Raw genomic sequence first — 24,212 nt, 5'->3', positions numbered from 1 at the left:
GTGTTTGAGGCGAACGCCGAGTTTGAGCGTAGTTCCTTTGCTTTTAGGTGATTCTGACTCTCTTAGTGTTTCTTATGGTATGGAACCTGAACAATAATCCTTATCTATTGTTTCCTTCAAGGACTGAGAGGTCGCTTCCCCAGTTAATAAATTAAATCCCAATTTAATACAAATAAATATACTTCGGAATCCCGTTCTCATACACCGTATTCATTTCCCCCTGAATCAACGGCGTCAGATAATCCACCATCTTTTCCGTTACATCATTTCCCGCATCATTAATATAATCCGCAGGTACACTCTTGATCGCATTGGCAATATCGCATACTGGAAGTGCCTTGAATTCTGTAGCGTAAGGCTTATCAGAAGTACGGATCACAGCAGCCATCATACCGGTTGCACCCCCGAGCGCATACTGGCAGGCGGTCTTTCCGAGCATTCTGGATTCCTGGATGTCGGTAGCACTTGCAAGATGTGCGGCGCAGCGCTGCATCAGGTTCAGTTCGATCGAACGTACCTTGCATCCGATCTCATTTCTGACAGCATCTTCCAGAACCTTTGCGGCACCGGCGATATAGCTGTGACCAAAGGAATCTACAGCAGAGCTCTGTACTTCTTCGGAAATGTAACGGCCGTCTTTGTTCTTCACGCCTTCGCTGACAGCGATGATCACGGCATCCTGTTCTTCCAGTTTTGCTTTTACATCTTTTAAGAATGTATCAATGCTGAATGGTACTTCGCAGAGATAGATGAAGTCAGGTCCTTTCGCACCATTTGCACGGGCAAGGCAGGAAGCGGCAGTCAGCCATCCGGCGTCACGGCCCATGACTTCTACGATAGTTACTGCTTTAGTTGCGTATACGTGGCAGTCGCGTTCCAGCTCGGCAAATGTAGTTCCGATATATTTTGCGGCAGAACCAAAACCAGGACAGTGATCCGTTCCGCAGAGATCATTGTCGATGGTCTTAGGAGCACCGACAACCGTAATATCTGTGATTCCCTTGGCGTTCAGATATTTGGAAAGCTTGTCCACTGTATCCATGGAATCATTTCCACCGATATAGATAAAGCAGTCAATATTGTATTTTCTAAGAACAGAGATAATGGTCTCATATTCATCTGCACACACAGTAGGATCTTTTAATTTCACACGGCAGGAGCCGAGTGCAGAAGCAGGGGTCTGACAAAGAAGATCCAGTTCGGATACATTTGTAATTTTAGTTTTCAGATCTACCAGGTTCTCAGTCAGCACTCCCTGGATTCCGTTGATCGATCCGTAAATCTTATCTACAGACGGGCTGGAAAGTGCGTTCTCAACTACTCCGGCAAGGGTTGCGTTGATTGCAGAAGTTGGTCCGCCGGACTGTGCAACTAGTAAGTTCTTCATATGATAATCTCCTAACTTTTTAAATTCAGTAAATATAGTATAACATAAACCAGGGGGATATGGTATAATAGAAATATATGTGAGTTTTTAAAAAGGAGAAACATTGGTATGGAATTGACAACAATCAGAGAATTGTATAAAAACAGAGATTCATACATGGATCAGAAAGTAACAATCGGAGGATGGGTAAGAAGTATCCGTGGATCCAAAGCATTCGGATTTATCGTAGTAAATGACGGAACCTTCTTTGAGCCTTTACAGGTTGTATATCACGACAAGATGGACAACTTTGCAGAGATCTCCAAGTTAAATGTAGGTGCAGCAGTAATCGTTACAGGTACACTGGTAGCAACACCTCAGGCAAAGCAGCCATTCGAGATCCAGGCAGATACTGTAGAAGTAGAAGGAGCATCCGCACCGGATTACCCACTTCAGAAGAAGCGTCACAGCTTTGAATATCTGAGAACAATCGCACATTTAAGACCTAGAACAAATACATTCCAGGCAGTATTCCGTGTACGTTCCCTGACAGCATATGCGATTCATAAGTTCTTCCAGGAGAGAGGTTTCGTATATGTGCATACACCACTGATCACAGGAAGTGACTGTGAGGGTGCAGGAGAGATGTTCCAGGTAACGACTATGGATCTGAATAACGTACCGAAGAATGAAGACGGAAGCGTAGATTATTCCAAAGATTTCTTCGGAAAAGAGACAAGCCTTACTGTAAGCGGACAGTTAAATGGTGAGACTTACGCACAGGCATTCCGCAATATTTATACATTCGGACCGACATTCCGTGCAGAGAACTCTAACACAACACGTCATGCGGCAGAGTTCTGGATGATCGAGCCTGAGATGGCATTTGCAGATCTGGATGACGATATGTTCGTTGCGGAAGCAATGTTAAAATACGTCATCAACTATGTGCTTGAGAATGCACCGGAAGAGATGAACTTCTTCAATTCATTCGTAGACAAGGGACTTCTGGAGAGACTGCACAACGTAGTATCTTCTGATTTCGCAAGAGTGACATATACAGAGGCTGTAGAACTTCTTGAGAAACACAATGATAAATTTGAATACAAAGTAACATGGGGAACAGACCTTCAGACAGAGCACGAAAGATACCTGACAGAAGAAGTCTTCAAACGTCCGGTATTCGTAACAGATTATCCGAAGGAGATCAAAGCATTCTACATGAAGCTGAACGACGATGACAAGACCGTTGCGGCAGTAGACTGTCTGGTACCTGGAATCGGTGAGATCATCGGAGGAAGCCAGAGAGAGGATGACTACGATAAGCTGAAAGCAAGAATGGATGAACTGGGACTGAAAGAAGAAGACTACAAGTTCTACATGGATCTTCGTAAATACGGTTCTACAAGACATGCAGGTTTCGGACTTGGATTTGAGAGATGCGTAATGTATCTGACAGGAATGGGTAATATCCGTGACGTGATTCCGTTCCCAAGAACTGTCAATAACTGCGAACTGTAATGGTGGATAACGACACTTGAAAAACTTATATAAAAATATATATGGGGACGGGGGATTTTTGGAAATCTCCCGTCCCTGTATAGAATCGAGGGCAGTATGAATATATTAGTAGTAGACGATGAAAAGGAAATCGCTGATGTAGTAGAGCTTTATCTTCAGAATGATCAGTACAAAGTATTCAAATTTTATAACGGCCAGGATGCACTGGACTGTATCAATAGTATGAAGATCGACCTCGCGATCCTGGATATCATGCTTCCGGATATTGACGGTTTCCAGATACTGAAGCAGATTAGGCAGAAGTATACATTCCCGGTGATCATGCTGACGGCGAAGACGGAGTACATGGACAAGATCACAGGACTTACGCTGGGAGCGGATGATTACATTCCGAAGCCGTTCAATCCACTGGAATTAGTTGCGAGAGTGAAAGCACAGCTTCGCAGATATACACAATACAACGAAGGAACCAAGGAAGAAGGCGATGTGTTGGACTTCGGAGGATTACTTTTGAACCGTACGTCTCATGAATGTGTATACAATGAAGTGCCGCTGACACTGACTCCGATAGAATTTGACATCCTTTGGCTTCTCTGTGAGAACCGGGGAAAGGTCATAAGCTCGGAAGAGTTATTTGAGAAAGTATGGCATGAGAAATATTATAAGAACAGTAACAACACGGTGATGGTGCATATCCGTCATCTCCGCGAGAAGATGAGTGCACCGACAGGCAAGTCTGATTTTATCAAGACTGTGTGGGGAGTGGGCTATAAGGTTGAAGAATAATTATCGGAAATTGAAATTCAGTATCCTCCTGCAGACAGTGTTGGTTACAGCACTTACCGTTTTGGTAGGAGGGGTACTGCTCAAATTTGTGATCGATGGAATTTATAATGACAGTTTTGCCAGGTTTTTTGTAGATGCTCTGGTGTTTCTGAATGTAAATGAAAAGACGGCGATCCACCTCTATTGGAAACTGGTCGGAGATAACAAGACATTCTATATGATCGTTGGGTATCTGATCCTTTTTGCGCTTTTCTTTTATGTGGCACTTTCCCAGATGACTAAATATCTGGATCAGATCGATCACGGAATTGAAAATATCATCTCGGAATCAACAGATCCCATCCACCTGATCACAGAATTAAAGCCTATCGAGATCCGGTTAAATGAGATCAAAGCGACATTGAAACGGCAGGAGCTGGAAGCAACGGAAGGTGAAAAGAAGAAAAATGACCTGGTACTTTTTCTGGCACATGATCTGAAGACACCTCTGACTTCCATTGTGGCATATCTTACGATGCTGGAAGATCATCCGGACATGCCGGAAGAAGAACGAGAAGCATATACACATATTGCCCTGGAAAAATCCATCCGGCTGGGTGAACTGATCAACGAATTCTTTGACATCACCAGATATAATCTTCAGAACATTGAATTGGAACCGGTAGAGATTGATCTCACGATGATGCTGGAACAGCTGGCAGACGAGCTGTACGGAGTTCTGCAGGAGAAGAAACTGACCTGTGAAGTGGATGTAGAAGAAGATCTGATGATCTACGGAGATCCGGACAAGCTCGCAAGAGTATTTGATAATATCTTAAGAAACGCAATTGCTTACTGCTATGCAAATACGGAGATCCGGATTGAAGCAAAGATAAAGGACGGGGATATCGAGATCACATTTACCAATGCAGGAGATAAGATTCCGGGTGATATGCTTCAGACAATATTCGAAAAGTTCTACCGTGTGGATGGTTCCAGATCAACGGGAACCGGCGGCGCAGGTCTCGGACTTGCAATCGCCAAACAGATTGTGGAGCTGCATGGGGGCAGAATTCTGGCAAAAAGTGATGACAATCAGACGCAGTTTGTCGTGACATTGCCATCGAAGGAAAAGACAGAACAGAAAGAAGGAAGCAAGGATGAAGTTCATACACATCGCAGACTTGCATTTAGGGGCAAAACCGGACGCGGGAAACGCCTACAGTCAAAATAGAGAACAGGAACTCTGGGACAGCTTTCGGGATATCATAACAATCTGTAACCAGAAGAAGACAGATCTGTTGCTGATTGCCGGAGATCTGTTTCACAGACAACCCCTGTTAAGAGAATTAAAAGAAATGAATTCCATACTGGAGATGCTGGAACATACGGAGGTGGTCATGATTGCCGGCAATCATGACTATATTAAGAAAAATTCTTATTACAGGACATTTTCCTGGGCACCGCATGTGCATATAATCTGTTCGCAGGAGATTGATTGTGTGGAACTTGACCGGATCCAGACGGCTGTCTATGGATGCAGTTATCATTCCAGAGAAATCCATGATCCGGTCTATGATCATGCAGTCCCGGAAGGACGGCAGAAATATGAGATATTGCTTGCACACGGCGGTGATGAGAAACACATTCCGATCAAGAGCAATCAGATTATGACACTTGGCTATGATTATGTGGCATTCGGTCATATTCATAAACCACAGCTGTTGGCGGAAAACAGGATGGCGTATGCCGGTTCGCTGGAACCGACGGATACAGGAGATATCGGGAGGCATGGCTATATCGAGGGAAGAATTACCGGAAAAGGCTGTCAGATCCGGTTTGTACCACATGCGTTGCGGGAATACAGAAACTGCGAGGTAAAGGTGGATAAATCTGTAACCGGTCATGTACTGAGGCAGAAAATTACAGATATGATAGCAGAGCAGGGAATGCAGCATATGTATAAGATCACATTAACCGGATATCGTGATCCGGATATCTGGTATGAGTTGGATCATATGGATCCCTATGGTAATATAGTGGAGATTACGGATCATACAAAGCCGGCGTATGATTTTACAAAATTAAAAAATGAAAATAAAGGAAATATTCTTGGGCAATACATTGAAAGCCTGGATGGGTATCCGGCGGACAGCCTGGAGTATCAGGCACTCTGTGAGGGAGTACGGGCGTTGATGGAGACAAGAAGAGGCTAGAACCGAAAAATGCAGATTAATGAATTATTGTTAAAAAACTTTGGAAAATTTCATGACCGGCAGATCAATCTGGAAGAAGGGATCAATCTGATCCATGGGGAAAATGAATCGGGAAAATCTACGATCCATACCTTTATCAAAGGGATGCTCTTCGGAATCGAACGGGGAAGAGGCAGAGCGGCGCAGAATGATACATTCAGCATCTATGAACCGTGGGACAATCCGAATTATTATTCCGGAACACTGAAATTTGCAAGCGGAGGGAAACATTTCCGTATTGAAAGAAATTTTGATAAATATTCCAAAAAGGCAGAGCTTGTCTGTATAGAGGATGGAGAGGTCCTTTCTGTAGAGGACGGGGATCTGCGGATGCTGCTTGGAGAGATGAATGTTGACCGTTATGAGAATACGGTTTCCATGAGCCAGAGAAATGCACAGATGGGCGAAAGTATGGCGATGGAATTGAAAAATTATGCGACAAATTATTATACTTCAGGCAATGGAGAGATCGATCTGAATGGGGCGTTGGAACAGCTGAAAGGCAGGAAGAAGGTTCTGGAAAATGAGATTCGCATGGAGATGTCCAGAAAGCAGCAGAAGCGTGAAAAACTGGAACAGGAAGTCTCGTTTATCTGGCGTGATGTTCATCATCTGGAGGAGGAACTCGACCGGGTGGAGGAAGAACTGGAGTACAGAGCCGGAAAAGAGGAAGAAAAACGGAAAGAACGGCAGCTGGAAGGAGAACATGGAAAAGGTGTCATGGATGAGATACGTCCGGAAAAATGGAGGATCCATCCGATGGAGATACTGATATTCGCACTGGTTATCGTGGCTGCAGTGATCATACTTTCGAGACCATGGAATTATCTGGTGGCGATTGTACTGTTCCTTGCATTTGGCCTGTATGTATGGAACCGGATGAAAGTCGGAAAGAAACAGGTAAAGACGGAACCGGAGATCATTTTGGAAGAGATCACGCAGGAAGAAGAAAAGGTTCCGATCGAGAAGTTACGGTGGGAAAAGGCCCATATTACAGAAGAACTGAAAGAAAAAACAATTCAGTATGATAATCTTGGAGAGCAGCTGGCAGAATTGGATGAGATCAATGAACAATCCCGAGAATACGAAATGAAACGCCAGGCAGTTCAGATGGCAGCAGAGCATCTGGAGCAGCTGTCAGGAGCAATGCGAGGGTATTTGAAAAGAGATCTGAATGAGAAGGCTTCTGCGATCATCCGTGAGATCACCGGGGGAAAATATACAAAGCTCGTCACAGATGAAAAACTTCACGTATCGCTTGTGACAGACGAAAAACTGGTGGAGATTGAACAGGTAAGCCGGGGAACAGTAGAACAGATCTATCTGGCATTGCGTATGGCGGTCGGAGAACTGTTGTGCGAAGAAGAGATGCCAGTGATTCTGGATGATGTGTTCGCATATTACGATGAAGAGAGAATGCTGCAGACACTTAAGTGGCTGAAAGCACATAAGAAACAGGTGTTGTTGTTTACCTGTCAGAAGAGAGAAGAACAGGTGATGAATGAAGCGGGAATTGCTTATCATAAAATAGAACTATAACGTGTTGAATTGAAGTAAGATAGAAAATAAAAATGCTGCCGGGAATTTCCAGGCAGCATTTTTAGAATCTTAAACTTCTTCGCCGTTTTTATATTTAGTAACAACATTCTGAATTCTTTCAATCGGATTCAGGATGCTGCTGATAGAACCGTCATGGTTCAGTGTATCAATAACAAGTGCGATATATTTGCTCATGTCACAGTTGATATAATATGGACGTTCCAGAAGTTCCGGTGTCTGATAGATTAAGTTGGTAGTCAGAACAGCATCCAGGATACCTTCTTCATATGCCTGGTCAAATTTCTCCAGTCCGTTTGTGAACAGACCGAATGTAGCGGCACAGAAGATACGTTTTGCCTTGCGCTGTTTTAACTGGCGGGCAACATCTAACATACTGTCACCGGAAGAAATCATATCATCCAGAATGATTACATCTTTTCCTTCTACGGACGATCCGAGGAACTCATGGGCAACGATTGGGTTACGTCCGTCTACCACACGCGAGAAGTCACGACGTTTGTAGAACATACCCATATCAAGATTAAGCACGTTGGCAAGATAGATTGCACGTCCTGTAGCACCTTCATCCGGGCTGATCGCCATCATGTGTTCGCTGTCGATCTGAAGGTCTTTGAATGTACGGAGAAGACCTTTGATGAACTGGTAAGTCGGACGGATTGTCTCGAATCCATTTAATGGAATCGCATTCTGTACACGAGGATCGTGTGCATCAAAAGTAATAATGTTGTCAACGCCCATGCGGACAAGCTCCTGAAGAGCAAGTGCACAGTCCAGAGATTCACGGCTGCCTCTCTTGTGCTGACGGCTTTCATATAAGAATGGCATAATGACGTTGATACGACGTCCTTTTCCACCTACTGCAGCAATAATACGTTTCAAGTTCTGAAAATGATCGTCAGGGGACATATGATTTACATTTCCTGTCAGTGAATATGTCAGGCTATAGTTACATACATCGACCATAAGATAAAGGTCTTTACCACGAACAGATTCGTTGATGATACCCTTGGCTTCACCAGAACCAAAACGTGGAACTTTTGCATCAATTAAGTATGTGTCTTTCTCATAGCCTGTGAAAGCAACATCGTTCTTATGAACATGTCCATCTTCTTTCCTCCATTTTACGAGATAGTCATTAACCTTTGCTCCCATCTCTGTACAACCGTCAAGAGCGATCAGTCCAAGTGCTCCTACCGGTATATTCTCAAGATTACGATCGTTACGGCGTAACATCATTAGTACCTCCCAGGTTTAATAATTTTTTTTGGATACGGATATCATCACCGGTAATACGCAGAATGGTGTAATTACTGCTGATGCGTGAAAATGTCCGTTCCGAGTAAATAGTTTTTATATCATCCAATGCAAGGTTGGTAGATATTATGGTTGATTTCTGTCTCAATATACGTTCATTCAGACAAATGAACAGCTGGGATACAGTGAATGAATTCGGCAGTTCTGTTCCCAGATCATCAATAATCAGTAAGTCACAGTCGTAGATATGTTCGAATACATCAGAATCCTTGTTCTGCCGTTTCCCAAATGTGTTCTCTGCAAGGATATCAAAAAGTCCGGCTGCTGTAAAGTAGATAACGGAATAAGCTGAATCCATTAACTCCTTTGCAATGCAGTGGGAAAGAAAAGTCTTTCCCACACCGGTGTCTCCATACAATAGTATGTTATGAAATTCTTCAGAGAATGTATCTACGAAGTTGTGACAGACATTTAATGCGGTTTCCATGGATTCCAGAGAAGACCGTCCGGTAAGAGGATCGATATGATTTCTGGAATAATAGGTCAGAGAACAGGTTGAAAAGTTCTCTTTGTCAAGGATATCTTTGAGATTGGATTGTGTGTATAAATAGTCTACAATCGCTTTTTTGAAACAGTGACATTTGTGTGTGCCAATATAACCGGTATCCTTACAGTCGGGACACTGGTAATGCATTTCCAGATAATTGGCGGGCAGACCGTGTGATTTTAACAGTGCAGGTTTTCGGGCAGAGAGTTCTTCAATCTCTGACTTTAATGAAGATAAAGCAGTCTGGTCTCCGTCCAAAAGCAGCCTTGCCTTTTTTACACTTAAAGAAGAGATGGAATGATCCATTTCCTCCAATTCAGGAATGAGAGCGTATGCCTTCTCATAGCGTTTTCTGAGCTGAAATTCATTATCCAGTTGTTTTTGTTCATAAGTACGCATTAAGTGATCGTACTGAGAATTGGAAAGTGCCATGTAATGGAAACTCCTTCATACCTAAGTATGCAAGAAAAACTGTCAGTGACAGGCTCTCTTGCATTCATATAATAAAATCTGATATGTATAATTTATTGCTGAACCAGGCGGCGTTCCAGATCGTTCATATCATAGGAACGGCCATCGAAGTTATTGAACTTATTATTCTGGCTGCTTACAGGCTTCTGAGCCTGCTGTTGTCTCTTGCGTTCTTTTGCCAGTTCTTTTGCACGTTCTTTCTCTTTGCGGTAGTCAGCATCAACCGCATCGATATCTTTCAACTGACGGACGTTCTTGTCCTTCCAGCGCTTCAGAATGGAATCGGTGTAATCAAAGCTTGGCTGATGAATGGAATTCATCGTGCGGTCGCAGGCTTCAAGGATGACCTCCAAAGCGAATCCATATTCTTCTGACCACTTGCGGATATAAGCAATCTCAGAAGCAGCAGGACCGCGTCCTTTGATACCATATGCATTCAGGACACAATAACAATTTTTATTATAGAGAAATGAACTTGTCTTGGCAAGGTTCACAGTTGTTATGTTTTCTTCATGCCATGATAAGGCCACCTTATTAATATAATGCATACTCTTATGACCATTCTCAACACAATATTCAATCAGATATTCAATAAGTTCAGCTGACATATTCAGTGTATCATAAAAATAAGTAATCTGGTCAATATCAGTAGCAGAAAGTGTCTTTCCGAGGTACTGCTCTGCTACGAACAGTAATTCTTTGAACTCTGCACGTTCTTTGCGGCTGCGGTACTGCTGGATGTTCGTTGTAGACGCCAAAGCTGCAGAGTCAGAGACAGAGTCTGCAGGTATGGAAGATGTCATATAGCCGGACTGCACATCGTGTAATCCAGAAGAGGCTGCCGGTGAAGGAGCCGTGCTCTTTGGTGAGGGATCATCCGGAGTGTCATCCAGATAATCGAGCAGTCCTTCGCTTTTCCAGTATCTCAATGCACGAAGGATATCTTTCTCGGTGCATTCAAGAAGATCAGCCAGTTCGGAAACAGAAAGATATCCGGAGGACTGATTCATATGACGGAGAAGCAGGAGATATACTTTGACATACTCTCCATTCGCTCTGACCATATAATGGTCAATAAATTCATTATCCAGTACAGTTGCATTCGTCTGTACATATTTTGTGAGTTTTAATTCCTTCATAATAATTCCCCGTCCTCCCCGGAACCTTTGTATCGTTCGTTTCATTGTAGACACATTATAGCACCGGGAAGCCGGGGAAAAAAGAAATTTTTGAGCCGAAATCCGACTTTTTTGTGGATAAAATTGTGTGGATAATGTGGATAACTAGCGGTTAAGCAGGTTTTCCCCAATGTTTACAACGTTTCCAGCTCCCATAGTTATCAACACATCCCCTTTCTGGCATCTGTCCAGACAGAAAGATTCAATCTCTTCGAAGCTTGGGAAATAGTAAGCATCGCATCCTTTTTTCTTTAATTCTTCTGCGATCATCTCAGAGGACATGCCCAGAGTATCTGTCTCACGGGCTGCATAGATGTCTGCGAGGATCACATGGTCGGCATGTGTCAGGGCATCTACGAACTCAGGGAATAACGCTTTGGTACGTGTATAAGTATGCGGCTGGAAGATACACCAGACTTCTTTGTGCGGATATTCCTTTGCCGCTGTTAACGTAGCGTTGATTTCTGTTGGATGGTGTGCATAATCATCGATGATCGTAAATCCGTTGACTTCACCTTTGTATTCAAAACGACGGTCAGTGCCGTGGAAGGACTTCAGACCTTCTTTGATCTTGCTGAAAGGAACTCCGAGAAGATCAGCGACTGCGATTGCAGACAATGCATTGGATACATTGTGGTCTCCGTTGACAGATAAGGAGATTCGGTCGATAAATTCCCCGGATTTTATCAGGTCAAAGGAAGCTTCACCCTTCTTGTCGTGGAGAATGTTGGTTGCACTGTAGTCAAGGGAGCTGTCGTTGCCGTAACGGATCACACGGCAGTCAAGGTCTGCAGTGATCTCTTCCAGATCAGGAATGTTATCATTGATGACCAGGGTTCCGTCCTTCGGAAGTAATTTAGCGAAACGATGGAAGGAATTACGGATATCAGCCAGATCCTTGAAGAAATCCAGATGATCTTCGTCAATATTCAGGATCACACCGATCTTCGGGAAGAAATGCAGGAAACTGTTCGTGTATTCGCATGCTTCGGTAACAAAGTATTCAGAGTCGCCCACACGGATATTTCCGCCGATAGCTTTCAGGATTCCGCCTACGGAGATCGTAGGGTCCAATTCTCCGGCGAGGAGAATGTGTGAAAGCATCGAAGTTGTGGTTGTCTTTCCGTGAGTACCTGAGATTGCGATCGGCATATCATAGTTTGTCATCAACTGTCCGAGTAATTCCGCACGGGTCAGCATAGGAAGCTTCTGTCTTACTGCTTCGGCATATTCTTCGTTATCCGGATGGATAGCTGCTGTGTATACAACTACATCAATACCGGGAATGATATTAGAAGCTTTCTGTCCGTAGAATACCTTTGCACCCATCTGCTCAAGGTGATCTGTAAGGGCAGATTCTTTATTATCGGATCCGGAAATAGTGAAGCCTTCTTTTAAAAGAATCTCTGCAAGACCGCTCATGCTGATTCCGCCGATTCCGATAAAGTGTACGTGTATAGGGGTTTCAAAATTAATTTTATACATAATATACCATCCTTTATGTTCATTTTGGTAAAAATATCATCATAAAAACTACATGTTCTTCATATTATTATAAACATATATCAAAAAAAATCCAACCCGTAAGTTTTTGTAATAATTTAACAAAAAGATTACGGAAATGTTTGAAAAATTGTAAAAATTGTTAGCAACATGGGAGGAAGTATGATATAATAAAAAAAGCAAGACTACTGAGAAGGGGTGATGACATGAGGAAAAAGGAAATGATAGCAATGTTGCTGGCAGGAGGACAAGGCAGCAGACTTGGAGTTCTCACAGCAAAAGTTGCAAAGCCTGCCGTTGCATTTGGTGGTAAGTACCGCATTATTGACTTTCCACTCAGCAACTGCATTAATTCAGGAATCGATACGGTAGGTGTATTGACACAGTACCAGCCATTAAGGTTGAATGCACATATAGGGATTGGTATTCCATGGGATCTTGACAGGAATTACGGAGGCGTAACAGTGCTTCCGCCATATGAGAGAAGTGGAAGCAGTGAATGGTACTCCGGAACTGCGAATGCGATCTATCAGAACCTGGATTATATGGAGCAGTTTGATCCGGATTATGTTCTGATCTTATCGGGAGATCATATTTATAAGATGGATTATGAGGTGATGCTGGATTATCATAAGGCACATAATGCCGATGTAACGATTGCGACAATGCCTGTACCGATGGAAGAGGCGAGCCGTTTTGGAATCGTTATCGCAGACGAGGATGGAAGAATTCAGGAGTTCCAGGAAAAGCCGGCAGAGCCGAAGAGTAACCTGGCATCCATGGGAATTTACATTTTCTCATGGAAAGCGTTGAAGGAAGCGCTTGAGACATTGAAGGACGAGCCGGGATGTGATTTTGGAAAACATATCATTCCGTATTGTCACAATAAAGGCGAGAGATTATTTGCATATGAATATAACGGATATTGGAAAGATGTAGGAACATTGGGATCATATTGGGAGGCCAATATGGAACTGATCGATATTATTCCGGAATTTAATTTGTATGAAGAATTCTGGAAGATATATACCAACAGTGAGATCCTGCCGCCACAGTATATTTCCGCACAGTCTGTGATAGAAAGAAGCATTATTTGTAACGGGGCAGAAGTGTATGGAGAGGTACATAACAGTATTATAGGATCCGGCGTTATTATAGGAGAAGGTTCTGTTATCAAGGATTCTATTATTATGAAAGACGCCAGAATTGGAAAGAATTGCGTGGTAGATAAGGCGATCATTGCTGAAAATTGTGTTGTCGGAGATAATGTTACATTTGGTATCGGAAGCGATGTGCCGAACAAATTAAAACCGGCGATCTATTCCTTTGGACTGGTTGCTGTGGGTGAAAAATCCGTGATACCGGATGGCGTACAGATTGGAAAGAATACTGCTGTCAGTGGCGTAACATCCAAAGAAGATTACCCGGATGGAGTACTGGAAAGTGGCGAAACATTGATAAAGGCAGGTGGACAGGCATGAGAGCAGTTGGAATTATTTTAGCAGGTGGTAACAGCAACAAGATGCGTGAACTGACACATAAGAGAGCAGTAGCGGCGATGCCGATCGCAGGAAGCTACAGAGCAATTGACTTTGCGCTCAGCAATATGTCAAACTCTCACATTCAGAAGGTGGCAGTTCTGACGCAGTACAATGCACGTTCACTGAATGAACATCTGAATTCCTCAAAATGGTGGGATTTCGGAAGAAAACAAGGGGGACTTTATGTATTTACCCCGACGATCACAGCAGAGAACGGATACTGGTATCGCGGAACGGCAGATGCGATATACCAGAATCTGGATTTCTTAAAACGTTGTCATGAACCTTATGTTATTATTACATCAGGTGATGCAGTATATAAGATGGATTATAACAAAGTGCTGGAATATCATATTGCAAAGAAAGCAGATATTACAGTTGTTTGTAAAGAACTTGGTCCGAACGAAGATGCGAGCCGTTTCGGAACAATCAAAATGAATGATTCTATGCGCATTGAAGAATTCGAAGAGAAGCCGATGGTGGCACAGTCACAGATTGTATCAACGGGTATCTATGTAATCAGAAGACGCCAGCTGATCGATCTGATCGAACGTTGCGCAGAAGATGACAGACATGATTTTGTGACCGATATTCTCATCAGGTATAAGAATCTGAAGAAAATCTACGGTTATAAAATAAAAGATTACTGGAGCAACATTTCAACAGTGGATGCATATTATCAGACAAATATGGATTTCCTGAAGCCAGAAGTACGGGAGTATTTCTTCCGGACACAGCCGAGCATCTATTCCAAGGTCAGTGATCTGCCGCCGGCAAAGTATAATCCGGGATCTATGGTTAAGAACAGTCTTGTGGCAAGCGGAAGCATTATTAATGGAACAGTCGAGAATTCGATTCTTTTCAAGAAGACATTCGTGGGGAACAACTGTGTCATTAAGAATTCCATTATTTTGAATGATGTCTATCTCGGAGATAATGTATATATTGAGAATTGCATTGTGGAAAGCAGAGATACGATTCGGGCAAATACACGTTATGTTGGTGAAAATGGTGTGAGAGTAGTCGTAGAAAAAAATGAGAGGTATGCACTTTAAGAGAAAATGGTGCAAAGGCTAGAAGAAAGGGGCTAGAAAAATGCAGATTACAGATGTACGCGTGCGTAAAGTAGCAAAGGAGGGCAAGCTGAAAGCTGTCGTTTCCATTACCATGGATGAGGAATTTGTGGTACATGACATTAAGGTGATTGAAGGAGAGAAGGGACTCTTTATTGCAATGCCTAGCAAGAAAGCTGTGGATGGGGAATATAGAGATATTGCACATCCGATCAATTCAAGAACAAGAGAGCGAATTCAGAATTTCATCCTTGAGAAATATGAAGAAGCACTGGCAGAGGATGCAGCAGAAGTATAGATGGTATATGTATCGGCGAAAAAAGGAGCAGGAATTTCCTGCTCCTTTTTTGAATGTTGTGTGTCAGAACAAGCTGTCAGCAGTTTGTTTAAAAATGTCTTATGACAGTTATTTTTTATCGGTAAAAATTACACAGGATCATTTGCTAACTGAAAATGCATAGTCTTATGTGTAATCGGGTGTTTAAAATCTAGTTTATAAGCACACAGCCGGATTGTCTGCCAGCCCGTGGTGTCAGAAAGTTCCTGATTATATTTGGTATCTCCAACAATCGGACAACCGACAGATGCGAGTTGTACACGGATCTGATGATGGCGGCCGGTATCCAGATGGATTTCCAGTTCAGTTCCGTGGAAAGCAGCAGGTGCGGTAAACAGCCAGTCCGTAACAGGAACTGTATCATAATGCAGCCGTGCAATTTTTGATCCGTTTTCCTTCGCAGAACAGATACGGGAAGTGTTTGTTCTGGCATCTTTGACCATATAATTTTCAAGCGTGCCTTCTTTTGTTGAAGGTGTATTGGAAACAAGTGCCCGGTAATATTTCCCGAATCCCTGATTCTGTAATTGTTTATTCAGATCTTTTGCAGCAGCCGGAGTCTTAGCAAAGACAAGGATTCCGGCGACCGGCTGGTCCAGTCTGTGGATGACGGCAAGGTAAGGCTCAGCTGAGCCGGGGTTCCTGGAACCACTGGATTTCGCCAGATGGTTTCTGATTAGGCTGACCATGTCTGGGTAACGGATACTTTTGCTCTGGGTTGCGATGCCGTGTGGCTTGACACAGACTAAAATGTGCGGGTCTTCATATAATATATTTAAAGTAGTCATATACTTCTCCTTTGTTAAAACAAATGTTATACTTATTAAATCATGGAGGGGAAAAAACTGCAAGAAGTTGTGGAGAAAAGAGGAAAACATAATTGAGCGGGAAAGTACTGGCAGAAGCAGGGATAGTATCTTGACAAAACATACCTCATGGATTAAAATAATTGACAATTCAATATTTTTTATGGCGATGAAGGGAATTAGTACATGAGAATCCAGCTGCAGAGAGGATATCATATGGTGTGAGATATCTGCTGTTCATCACATGGAACCGGTCCTGGAGCCACTGCATGAAAGTGCAGCGTGTCAGCCGGCGTTAACGGCCAATGAAGAGAGCTGCGAAAGGGTCGCAGTTAACTAGGGTGGTACCGCCGAGCTTTTCGGTCCCTTTTTCGGGGAGTCGAAAGGCCCGGCGTTTTTTGTGCCAGGTTGCGGAACTCCCGGCAAAAAAATAACGTGGAATAAGGATTTCACCAAAATTGAAAAGGAGAAGAGAAACATGGCAAAGGAAAAATTAGTCAAAAACATTACATCTCGTGACGAAGATTTCGCACAGTGGTACACAGACGTTGTACGTGAAGCAAATCTTTGTGATTATTCAAGCGTAAAAGGATGCATGAACTACTTACCGAACGGTTATGCAATCTGGGAACTGATCCAGGCAGATCTGGACAGACGTTTCAAAGAAACAGGAGTTGAGAATGTATACCTGCCAGTACTGATTCCGGAGTCACTTCTGGAAAAAGAAGCTGATCACGTAGAAGGATTCGCACCGGAAGTTGCATGGGTAACACACGGTGGAATGGAAAGACTGCAGGAAAGATTATGCGTACGCCCTACATCAGAGACACTGTTCTGTGACCTCTGGGCTAAAACAGTAAAATCATACAGAGATCTTCCAAAGGTATGGAACCAGTGGAACTCCGTTCTCCGTTGGGAGAAGACAACAAGACCATTCCTTCGTTCAAGAGAATTCTTATGGCAGGAAGGTCACACACTTCATGCAACATATGAAGAAGCAGAAGAAAGAACAATCCAGATGTGGGAAGTTTATAAGGATTGCTATAAAGAGACAATGGCTATCCCATTCGTAGCAGGAAGAAAGGCAGAACACGAGAAATTCGCCGGAGCAGAAGACACATACACGATCGAAGCACTGATGCATGACGGAAAAGCACTTCAGTCTGCGACAAGCCATTTCTTCGGAAACGGATTCCCGGATGCATTCGGAATCAAATATGTAGATAAGAACAACGAACTGCACAGTGCGTATGAGACATCATGGGGATGGTCAACAAGAAGTATCGGAGCCCTGATCATGGTTCACGGTGACGATGACGGACTGGTACTGCCACCACACGTAGCACCGGTTGAATGTAGAATCATCCCAATCGCCCAGCACAAAGAAGGTGTACTTGACAGATCTTATGCACTGCTTGACGAACTGAAAAAAGCAGGATACAGAGTGAAGATCGATGACTCTGATAAGAGTACAGGATGGAAATTCTCTGAGCAGGAGATCCTTGGTATCCCAACACGTATCGAGATCGGACCAAAGGATATCGAGAAGAACCAGGTTGTTGTTGTACGTCGTGACAACCGTGAGAAGATCGTTGTATCTCTCGATGAGATCGCAGTAAAACTGCGCGAGATCTTAGAGCAGGAGCAGCAGGATATGTACAACAGAGCAGAAGAATTCCTGAACAGCCACATTGATACAGCTACTACAATGGATGAAATGGTTGAGAAGTTCAAAGCCAACCGTGGATTTGTAAAAGCATGCTGGTGTGGAGATCCGGAATGTGAGGGCGAAGTAAAATATCAGACAGGCGGAGCTGCAACAAGATGTCTGATCGAAGATGAAGAGTTTATTTCCGATAAATGTATCTATTGCGGAAAACCTGCGAAACACATGGCTTACTGGGGAAAATCATACTAAGAATAAAGAGATTATAAGTAATGGACGGTGGATTTTAGGAATCTACCGTCCATTTTTTATCAACAGCCACCGGCAAAAATATGGTATGATATAGAATGTTGATAACGTGGATAAACGGAGGAAATATTTGTGAATAACTTTAATATAAAATTACCGGATGATGTACAGTTTATCATTCATACCTTACAGTTGCATGGATTTGAAGCATACGCAGTCGGCGGATGTGTCAGAGATTCCATCCTTGGCAGAGAACCGGGCGACTGGGATATTACAACATCAGCAATGCCGGAAGAGACAAAGGCATTATTTGACAAAACATTTGATACGGGAATTGAGCATGGAACGATAACCGTACTTTTGAATCATGAGGGATACGAAGTTACGACGTACAGAATCGATGGAAAATATGAGGACAGCAGACATCCGAAAGAAGTGACATTTACAAGGAATCTGAAGGAAGACCTGCTCAGACGGGATTTTACGATCAATGCCATGGCGTATAATGACAAGGATGGGATCGTAGATATCTTTGGAGGAATGCAGGATCTGGAAAAGCATATGATCCGTTGCGTGGGAAATGCCAAGGAACGGTTCTCGGAAGATGCACTCCGGATTTTAAGAGGTGTCAGGTTCGCAGCGCAGCTGGGATTTGAGATCGATGAGGAGACGAAAGAAGGAATGAAGCTTCTTGCACCGACACTCGAAAATATCAGTGCGGAGAGGATACAGGTAGAGCTGGTGAAGATGCTGACATCTGACCGGCCGGAACTGATAAGAACTGCCTATGAACTTGGAATTACGAAGATATTTTTGCCGGAATTTGACCGGATGATGGAGACAGAGCAGGAGACACCGCATCATATGTATACCGTTGGGGAACATACCATTCATGCAATGATGAATGTCCGCAATGATAAGATCTTAAGATTGACAATGTTACTGCATGATACAGGAAAACCGGAATACAAGACCATGGATGAAGACGGCGTTGCGCATTTTAAAATGCATGCATTGGGAAGTGAGCGCATTGCGAAAGAAGTGCTTCGGAGATTAAAATTCGATAATGATACACTGCATAAGGTTACAAGACTTGTGCTGAATCATGATTACCGCATGCCGGCCGTGCCGAAGAATGTCAGAAGAGCAATGAATAAGATCGGCGAAGATATTTTCCCATATTATATGGAAGTCAGAAGAGCAGATGTTCTGGCGCAAAGTGAGTACCGGAGGGCAGAAAAATTAAAAAATCTGGATGAAGTAGAACAGACATATACAGAGATTATAGAAAAAGGGCAGTGTGTATCGTTAAAAGAATTAGCTGTGACCGGCAGAGATCTGATCCGGGCAGGAATGAAGCCGGGAAAAGAGATCGGGGAAAAGTTAAACGAATTATTGAACCTTGTGATCGAGAATCCGGAAATGAATACGAGAGAGACCCTGTTGAATTATATTTCCACGGATAAAGAAGTATAACAGCAGTGAATATTTTTTATATTTCCCACATACATTTAAAAAGAATATCAAGTGTAAAGTGCGGGGAATATAAATGCAGGAATTTGAACAAAAAATACTGGAACAATATGATATAGAAGTAAACAGCACCCGTAAAGTCAGAGGTGCTGTTTTATGCGAAACGAACAAAGGGGTATTCCTTTTGAAGGAAGTTACAACATCCGAAAAAAGAATCCCTGCGTTATGCGAACTTTATACCTGGCTTTATGAACAAGGAGAGCATCAGATCGATTATATGATAGCGAACCGGAACGGTGAATATATCTCTTCGTTGGATAATGGTGACCGGTATATGTTGAAAAAATGGTATGCAGGCCGTGAATGCGACATAAAAAAGACCAGGGAAATATTAGAAGCGGCCGGGAATCTGGCGAAATTACATACTGTTATGAGGCATGAACTGGAGCATAGGATTACAGAAGGGATTAAGACCGGTGAAAAATACAGACGGCATAACCGGGAGTTAAAAAAAGTACGGCAGTTTGTCAGAAAAGCTGTGCCGAAAGGGGAATTTGAATTTGCATTTTTGCAGCAGTTTGAACTGATGTATCAGTGGGCAGAGGCTGCGGTGTGTGAACTGGAACAGTCGGATTATGAACAATTGTATCAGGAAGAGATGAACCGTTACGGTATGACGCACGGAGAGTATAATTACCATAATATCATCATGACAAGAGAAGGAATCGCGACAATGAATTTTGAAAAATTCCATCGGGATATCCAGGTAGAGGATCTGTACTATTTTCTCAGAAAAGTAATGGAGAAAAGCGGGTGGAAGCTCCGGCTCGGAGATGGCATGCTGAATGCGTATTCTGCAATCCACCCACTTACCAGAAGCGAAACAGAATATTTGAAAATCCGTCTGATTTATCCGGAAAAGTTCTGGAAAATTGCAAATTCATATTATTGCATGAATAAAGCGTGGATATCGGTAAAAAATACAGAGAAACTAAAGACTGCAATAAAGCAGACAGAAGAGAAAAAAATGTTTTTAAAAGAGCTGTTTGGATTTGAACTCTGAAGGCACCTGAAAATGCCGGAAAACCTTGAAAATACAGGGAAAACAGGGGATTTACCTTGACATTCCGTATGAAAACAGGTATAACAATACATAAAGGCATGTCATATGACGGGGTATGGACAGTGACTTTGTATAAAAAGAATCGAAATTATGAATTCTAAATGTAAATAAGAGGAGGATATATCCATGAACAAAACAGAACTGATCGCAGCAATCGCTGACCAGGCAGAATTATCAAAGAAAGATTCCGAGAAAGCTTTAAAAGCATTCGTTGATGTTGTAACAGATGAATTAAAGAAAGAGCATAAAGTACAGGTTGTTGGATTTGGTACTTTTGAAGTAAGCATGAGAGCTGAGAGAGAAGGAAGAAATCCTCAGACAGGCGAGACTATGAAGATTGCAGCTTGCAAAGCACCAAAGTTCAAAGCTGGTAAAGCATTAAAAGATGCTATCAACGAGTAGTCTGAATTTGTAATATTTATCCGAAAGGATTTATGCCGGAGAGTGTCCTGATACTCTTCGGTTTTTTAGCATTATGCGTTCGAAAGAACCGGCTGACAGTAAAGTATACAGGAGAACAGATAGATGAGATTAGACAAATTTTTAAAAGTATCCAGATTGATCAAACGCCGGACGGTTGCGAATGAAGCCTGCGATGCCGGTCGTGTACTGGTAAATGATAAACCGGCCAAGGCGTCTGTAAAAGTAAAACAAGGAGATATCATAGAGATCCAGTTCGGAACAAGAACCGTAAAAGTAGAAGTTCTTGATATTAAAGATACAACGAAAAAAGAAGAGGCAGGAGACCTTTTCAAATATTTATAAACCTTATTAATGGCCGGTGAAAAAGCGGCGGGGATCATCACAACCTTTCTTGCATAATTATGTGAAAAGTCATAATTTCGATTTCCTTTTCATATGATTAGTAAGAAAGGTTGTGATAGTTTTGGAGACGGTAGCAGTACAGAAAAACCATAAACTGATATTGAATAACCGGAAGGCAGGACTGGTGACAGGTGTTCTGGATGTGCTGTCTTTTAATCTGAATGAGATATTGCTGGAGACAGAGCAGGGAATGCTGATGGTGAGAGGAACGGATCTGCATGTGAACCGTGTGAATCTTGAAAAGGGAGAGATCGATCTGTCGGGAAACATTGACAGTATCTCATATTCGGATATCCATTCGACAGCAAAGCAGGCAGGAAGTCTTTTTGAAAAGTTATTCCGGTGATCTGCCGGAGAACCGGGAATGTCATGAGGAATAAGGAAAATAAGGTGAAATGTAAGATGGGGATAGGAAAAGAACTGTTCATATTTCTGCTGGCGGTCCTGACCGGAGCAATCGTACGTCTTGCATACCGTTGTATCAGCTGCCTGCGGGAAGTGGTACATCATGCTCATTGGGTTATTGAACTGGAGGATCTGATCTATTGGATCGGAACCGCGATTTTTTTGTTTGTGCAGATTTACTACACAAGCAGTGGTAGTGTGCGATGGTACTTTATACTAGGTGTTGGAATCGGCGGGATCATTATGTCAGTTTTTCTTGCGATTACGGGGAAAATTTGTCGGAAAATTGTACGGCGGCATAGCAGATTTTTTACCGAAACACTTGAAAAACCCGGGGAAAAAAGATAGAATAAAAATAATTAACAGGTGAGTGAAACGGCAGGGCTGCCGGCAAGGGTGAGTAAATTAATATGAATGATGTAAAGCAGAGAAACCGCAGAAGACGGCAGCGCAAGCGTTCTCAGAATCATAAGAGAAGTGTGTTGGCGATCAGCGCAGTTGTTCTTATGTTGACAGTTATGGTGTCTGCAAACAGTATGACATTAAAGGCAAAGAACAGGGAGTATCAGGCGCAGGAGACGGAATTAAAAGAGCAGATCCAGGCGGAACAGGATCGGAAAAAAGAGATTAAAGAACTGGAAAAATACGTTGGAACGGATAAATATGTAGAAGATGTAGCGAAAGAAAAGCTGGGTCTGGTACATGACAACGAGATTGTTTTTAAATCGAAATAAGACTATAAAAGACGAATGATAAGCTTCAGGAAGAGATTCCTGAAGCTTTTTTCCGTCATGTATTCAGAAGAAAGGGGAACGACAAAGTTGGCACAGATAAAGGAACAGGAAATATTTGTAAATCCATATGTGGTACAGATGGACAAATTTGCCGATTCACTGCAGCATTTATCCAAAACATTTCTGAATATGGAGGCATACAAAGGAACCTTGTCCAGAGAAGAAATTGATGAAATGTTTGAAAAGGTGACAGGGAATGTCTGTGCAGGCTGTGAACGGCGGGGAGAATGTCTGGGAGAAAAGCACTCGGTGACTTATCAGATGATGTATGAGATCCTGTGTGCGGCAGAAGAATATGGCGCAGAGCTGAATATGGAATTAAAACGCAGGCTGAAGAGACAGTGCCTGTTTGCACCACGTTTTTTAAGAGAGAGTCTGGAAGAATTCGAGAATGCCAAGCAGATCCTGATGTGGAATCACAGACTGGTGCAGGCGAGAGAGGGGTATGCAAGACAACTTACGAGCTTCGCTAAAATGATACAGTATACAACCAGGGAACTGGATGCCGGGATCTTCCAGGATGACCATTTGGAGAAGCGTATAAAAGCAGCGCTGAAAAAAGAAAATGTGAAGCTGCTTTCGGTTGTGTTTTACATGACACAGCAGGGAAAATATGAAGTCCATCTGACGGTAAAAGCCATGAAAGGACGGGTCGTCCTTGCAAAAGATGTTGCGTTTCTAGTGGGAAAATGTATAGGAAGAACGATGATTCCGAGACAGGGGGAAAGGCTTGTGATCGGAGAAGAATATGGCACCATTGCCTGTATGGAGGGAGCAAAGTTCCAGACACTGCAGGGTGTTGCGAGGATCGGAAAAGGACTGGAAGAGATATCGGGAGATACGTTTCTGATGAAGGATCTTCCGGGCGGACGCAAAGGAGTTGCGCTTTCGGATGGCATGGGTTCCGGAGAGGAAGCATTCCGGGACAGTACAATGGTGGTGGAGATGCTGGAAGAACTGCTGGAAGCAGGATTTCCGGTAGAGACAGCGGTGCAGATGATGAATACGGCGCTGGTAACAGGACGGGAAGAAGTGAAGTTCTGTACATTGGATGTCTGCCTGTTTGATCTGTATCAGGGAAGTTGTGAATTTGTAAAGGCCGGAGCCTCGGCGACTTTTATTAAGAGGAAGAAAGAAGTTGAAAAAATCGAGTCGACGACACTTCCGATCGGTGTTGTACAGAATATAGAACTGGACAGGGAAGAGCGGAATCTGGAATCGGGAGAATATGTGATCATGGTAACAGATGGCGTGATGGATGCCCTGCCTGAAGGTTCACAGGAAGAAAAATTAGTGGAATTCATCCGGGAGACGGATATTGTCAATCCGACGGAATTTGCCCGCGGAATCTTAAGTCAGGTGTTGAAAAGTTCCGGCGGGATGCCGATGGATGATATGACGGTGCTGGTGATTGGAATATGGGGCTTAAGTTGACTTTCTATAAGAAATTTTATATATTTAATTTATATATAGCTTATATATTTGCCATACCGGTGAGTG

General features: G+C 42.9%; 23 protein-coding genes and 1 other annotated feature. Of the genes, 17 read left to right on the top strand and 6 right to left on the bottom strand.

All coding sequences use genetic code 11. The features are described 5' to 3' along the window. Positions 1–163: 163 nt before the first annotated feature. Complete coding sequence (locus OCV72_RS15580; protein ID WP_055284755.1) at positions 164–1,387, bottom strand: 6-phosphofructokinase; 1,224 nt, start codon at positions 1,385–1,387, stop codon at positions 164–166. A gap of 108 nt (positions 1,388–1,495) precedes the next feature. On the opposite strand from OCV72_RS15580, the gene asnS reads away from it, so the two are divergent. The 5 genes from asnS (at position 1,496) to OCV72_RS15555 (ending at position 7,446) form a co-directional block, all read left to right on the top strand. Continuing rightward, positions 1,496–2,887 (top strand): asparagine--tRNA ligase, encoded by a 1,392-nt coding sequence (gene asnS / locus OCV72_RS15575; protein ID WP_055284752.1) that lies wholly within the window; start codon positions 1,496–1,498, stop codon positions 2,885–2,887. A 96-nt stretch (positions 2,888–2,983) separates the two neighbouring features. Then, the gene (gene vanR, locus OCV72_RS15570; RefSeq protein ID WP_055284751.1) at positions 2,984–3,673 is read left to right on the top strand and encodes a VanR-ABDEGLN family response regulator transcription factor; all 690 of its coding nucleotides are present in this window, start codon (positions 2,984–2,986) and stop codon (positions 3,671–3,673) included. Further along, positions 3,663–4,886, top strand: a complete 1,224-nt coding sequence (locus OCV72_RS15565) for a sensor histidine kinase (protein WP_028088355.1) — start codon at positions 3,663–3,665, stop codon at positions 4,884–4,886. Before vanR ends, OCV72_RS15565 begins: the two co-directional genes overlap by 11 nt. Continuing rightward, positions 4,813–5,868 (top strand): metallophosphoesterase family protein, encoded by a 1,056-nt coding sequence (locus OCV72_RS15560; RefSeq protein WP_081021091.1) that lies wholly within the window; start codon positions 4,813–4,815, stop codon positions 5,866–5,868. Before OCV72_RS15565 ends, OCV72_RS15560 begins: the two co-directional genes overlap by 74 nt. Before the next feature lie 9 nt (positions 5,869–5,877). Next, positions 5,878–7,446 (top strand): ATP-binding protein, encoded by a 1,569-nt coding sequence (locus OCV72_RS15555; protein ID WP_055284749.1) that lies wholly within the window; start codon positions 5,878–5,880, stop codon positions 7,444–7,446. A 69-nt stretch (positions 7,447–7,515) separates the two neighbouring features. On the opposite strand, the gene OCV72_RS15550 is transcribed toward OCV72_RS15555, so the two are convergent. From OCV72_RS15550 to murC, 4 genes are all read right to left on the bottom strand, one after another. Continuing rightward, entirely contained in the window at positions 7,516–8,700 is a 1,185-nt protein-coding gene (locus OCV72_RS15550) for a ribose-phosphate pyrophosphokinase (protein ID WP_028088352.1), read from the bottom strand. After that, positions 8,687–9,700 (bottom strand): ATP-binding protein, encoded by a 1,014-nt coding sequence (locus tag OCV72_RS15545; RefSeq protein WP_055284747.1) that lies wholly within the window; start codon positions 9,698–9,700, stop codon positions 8,687–8,689. The genes OCV72_RS15550 and OCV72_RS15545 overlap by 14 nt, the downstream gene beginning before the upstream one ends. A gap of 92 nt (positions 9,701–9,792) precedes the next feature. After that, the gene (locus OCV72_RS15540) at positions 9,793–10,878 is read right to left on the bottom strand and encodes a DnaD domain protein (protein ID WP_055284745.1); all 1,086 of its coding nucleotides are present in this window, start codon (positions 10,876–10,878) and stop codon (positions 9,793–9,795) included. Positions 10,879–11,022: 144 nt separating this feature from the next. Continuing rightward, positions 11,023–12,402, bottom strand: a complete 1,380-nt coding sequence (gene murC, locus OCV72_RS15535) for a UDP-N-acetylmuramate--L-alanine ligase (RefSeq protein WP_055284743.1) — start codon at positions 12,400–12,402, stop codon at positions 11,023–11,025. Between the two features lie 224 nt (positions 12,403–12,626). On the opposite strand from murC, the gene OCV72_RS15530 reads away from it, so the two are divergent. The 3 genes from OCV72_RS15530 to spoVG are packed head-to-tail and all read left to right on the top strand — an operon-like array spanning position 12,627 to position 15,332. Further along, positions 12,627–13,901 (top strand): glucose-1-phosphate adenylyltransferase, encoded by a 1,275-nt coding sequence (locus OCV72_RS15530; RefSeq protein ID WP_055284741.1) that lies wholly within the window; start codon positions 12,627–12,629, stop codon positions 13,899–13,901. Next, positions 13,898–15,016 (top strand): glucose-1-phosphate adenylyltransferase subunit GlgD, encoded by a 1,119-nt coding sequence (glgD, locus tag OCV72_RS15525; RefSeq protein ID WP_055284739.1) that lies wholly within the window; start codon positions 13,898–13,900, stop codon positions 15,014–15,016. The genes OCV72_RS15530 and glgD overlap by 4 nt, the downstream gene beginning before the upstream one ends. A 40-nt stretch (positions 15,017–15,056) precedes the next feature. Continuing rightward, the gene (spoVG, locus tag OCV72_RS15520; RefSeq protein ID WP_055284737.1) at positions 15,057–15,332 is read left to right on the top strand and encodes a septation regulator SpoVG; all 276 of its coding nucleotides are present in this window, start codon (positions 15,057–15,059) and stop codon (positions 15,330–15,332) included. A gap of 128 nt (positions 15,333–15,460) precedes the next feature. Here the strand turns inward: spoVG and OCV72_RS15515 are convergent, their stop codons facing one another. Next, positions 15,461–16,159, bottom strand: a complete 699-nt coding sequence (locus OCV72_RS15515; RefSeq protein ID WP_055284735.1) for an RluA family pseudouridine synthase — start codon at positions 16,157–16,159, stop codon at positions 15,461–15,463. 178 nt (positions 16,160–16,337) lie between these two features. Continuing rightward, positions 16,338–16,548 (top strand) — a binding site (T-box leader). A 107-nt stretch (positions 16,549–16,655) separates the two neighbouring features. Between OCV72_RS15515 and proS the strand changes: the two genes are divergently transcribed. From proS to OCV72_RS15470, 9 genes are all read left to right on the top strand, one after another. Continuing rightward, positions 16,656–18,095, top strand: a complete 1,440-nt coding sequence (gene proS / locus OCV72_RS15510; protein ID WP_006427496.1) for a proline--tRNA ligase — start codon at positions 16,656–16,658, stop codon at positions 18,093–18,095. A 129-nt stretch (positions 18,096–18,224) separates the two neighbouring features. Continuing rightward, on the top strand, positions 18,225–19,568 hold the full coding sequence (locus tag OCV72_RS15505) for a CCA tRNA nucleotidyltransferase (RefSeq protein WP_055284733.1): 1,344 nt from the start codon (positions 18,225–18,227) through the stop codon (positions 19,566–19,568). 73 nt (positions 19,569–19,641) lie between these two features. Next, entirely contained in the window at positions 19,642–20,628 is a 987-nt protein-coding gene (locus OCV72_RS15500; protein WP_055284730.1) for a CotS family spore coat protein, read from the top strand. Positions 20,629–20,814: 186 nt separating this feature from the next. Continuing rightward, entirely contained in the window at positions 20,815–21,090 is a 276-nt protein-coding gene (locus tag OCV72_RS15495) for an HU family DNA-binding protein (RefSeq protein ID WP_028087656.1), read from the top strand. A 123-nt stretch (positions 21,091–21,213) separates the two neighbouring features. Further along, positions 21,214–21,453, top strand: coding sequence for an RNA-binding S4 domain-containing protein (locus tag OCV72_RS15490; RefSeq protein ID WP_055284728.1), 240 nt, complete (start codon positions 21,214–21,216; stop codon positions 21,451–21,453). A 121-nt stretch (positions 21,454–21,574) separates the two neighbouring features. Further along, positions 21,575–21,859 carry a sporulation protein YabP gene (yabP, locus tag OCV72_RS15485; protein ID WP_055284726.1) on the top strand — a complete coding sequence of 95 codons (285 nt, stop codon included), beginning with the start codon at positions 21,575–21,577 and terminating at the stop codon, positions 21,857–21,859. 23 nt (positions 21,860–21,882) lie between these two features. After that, positions 21,883–22,266 (top strand): spore cortex biosynthesis protein YabQ, encoded by a 384-nt coding sequence (gene yabQ, locus OCV72_RS15480; protein ID WP_262568962.1) that lies wholly within the window; start codon positions 21,883–21,885, stop codon positions 22,264–22,266. 62 nt (positions 22,267–22,328) lie between these two features. After that, positions 22,329–22,652, top strand: a complete 324-nt coding sequence (locus OCV72_RS15475; protein ID WP_028087652.1) for a septum formation initiator family protein — start codon at positions 22,329–22,331, stop codon at positions 22,650–22,652. A gap of 87 nt (positions 22,653–22,739) precedes the next feature. Beyond that, positions 22,740–24,146 (top strand): SpoIIE family protein phosphatase, encoded by a 1,407-nt coding sequence (locus OCV72_RS15470; RefSeq protein ID WP_055284756.1) that lies wholly within the window; start codon positions 22,740–22,742, stop codon positions 24,144–24,146. The last annotated feature ends 66 nt before the right edge of the window (positions 24,147–24,212 follow it).

It is taken from the genome of Dorea amylophila (assembly GCF_025567265.1).
In the GTDB taxonomy this organism is placed as follows: Bacteria; Bacillota; Clostridia; order Lachnospirales; family Lachnospiraceae; genus Dorea_A; species Dorea_A amylophila.
The sequence above is the reverse complement of the archived record's forward strand: the minus strand, read 5'-3'. Positions and strand labels throughout refer to the sequence as shown.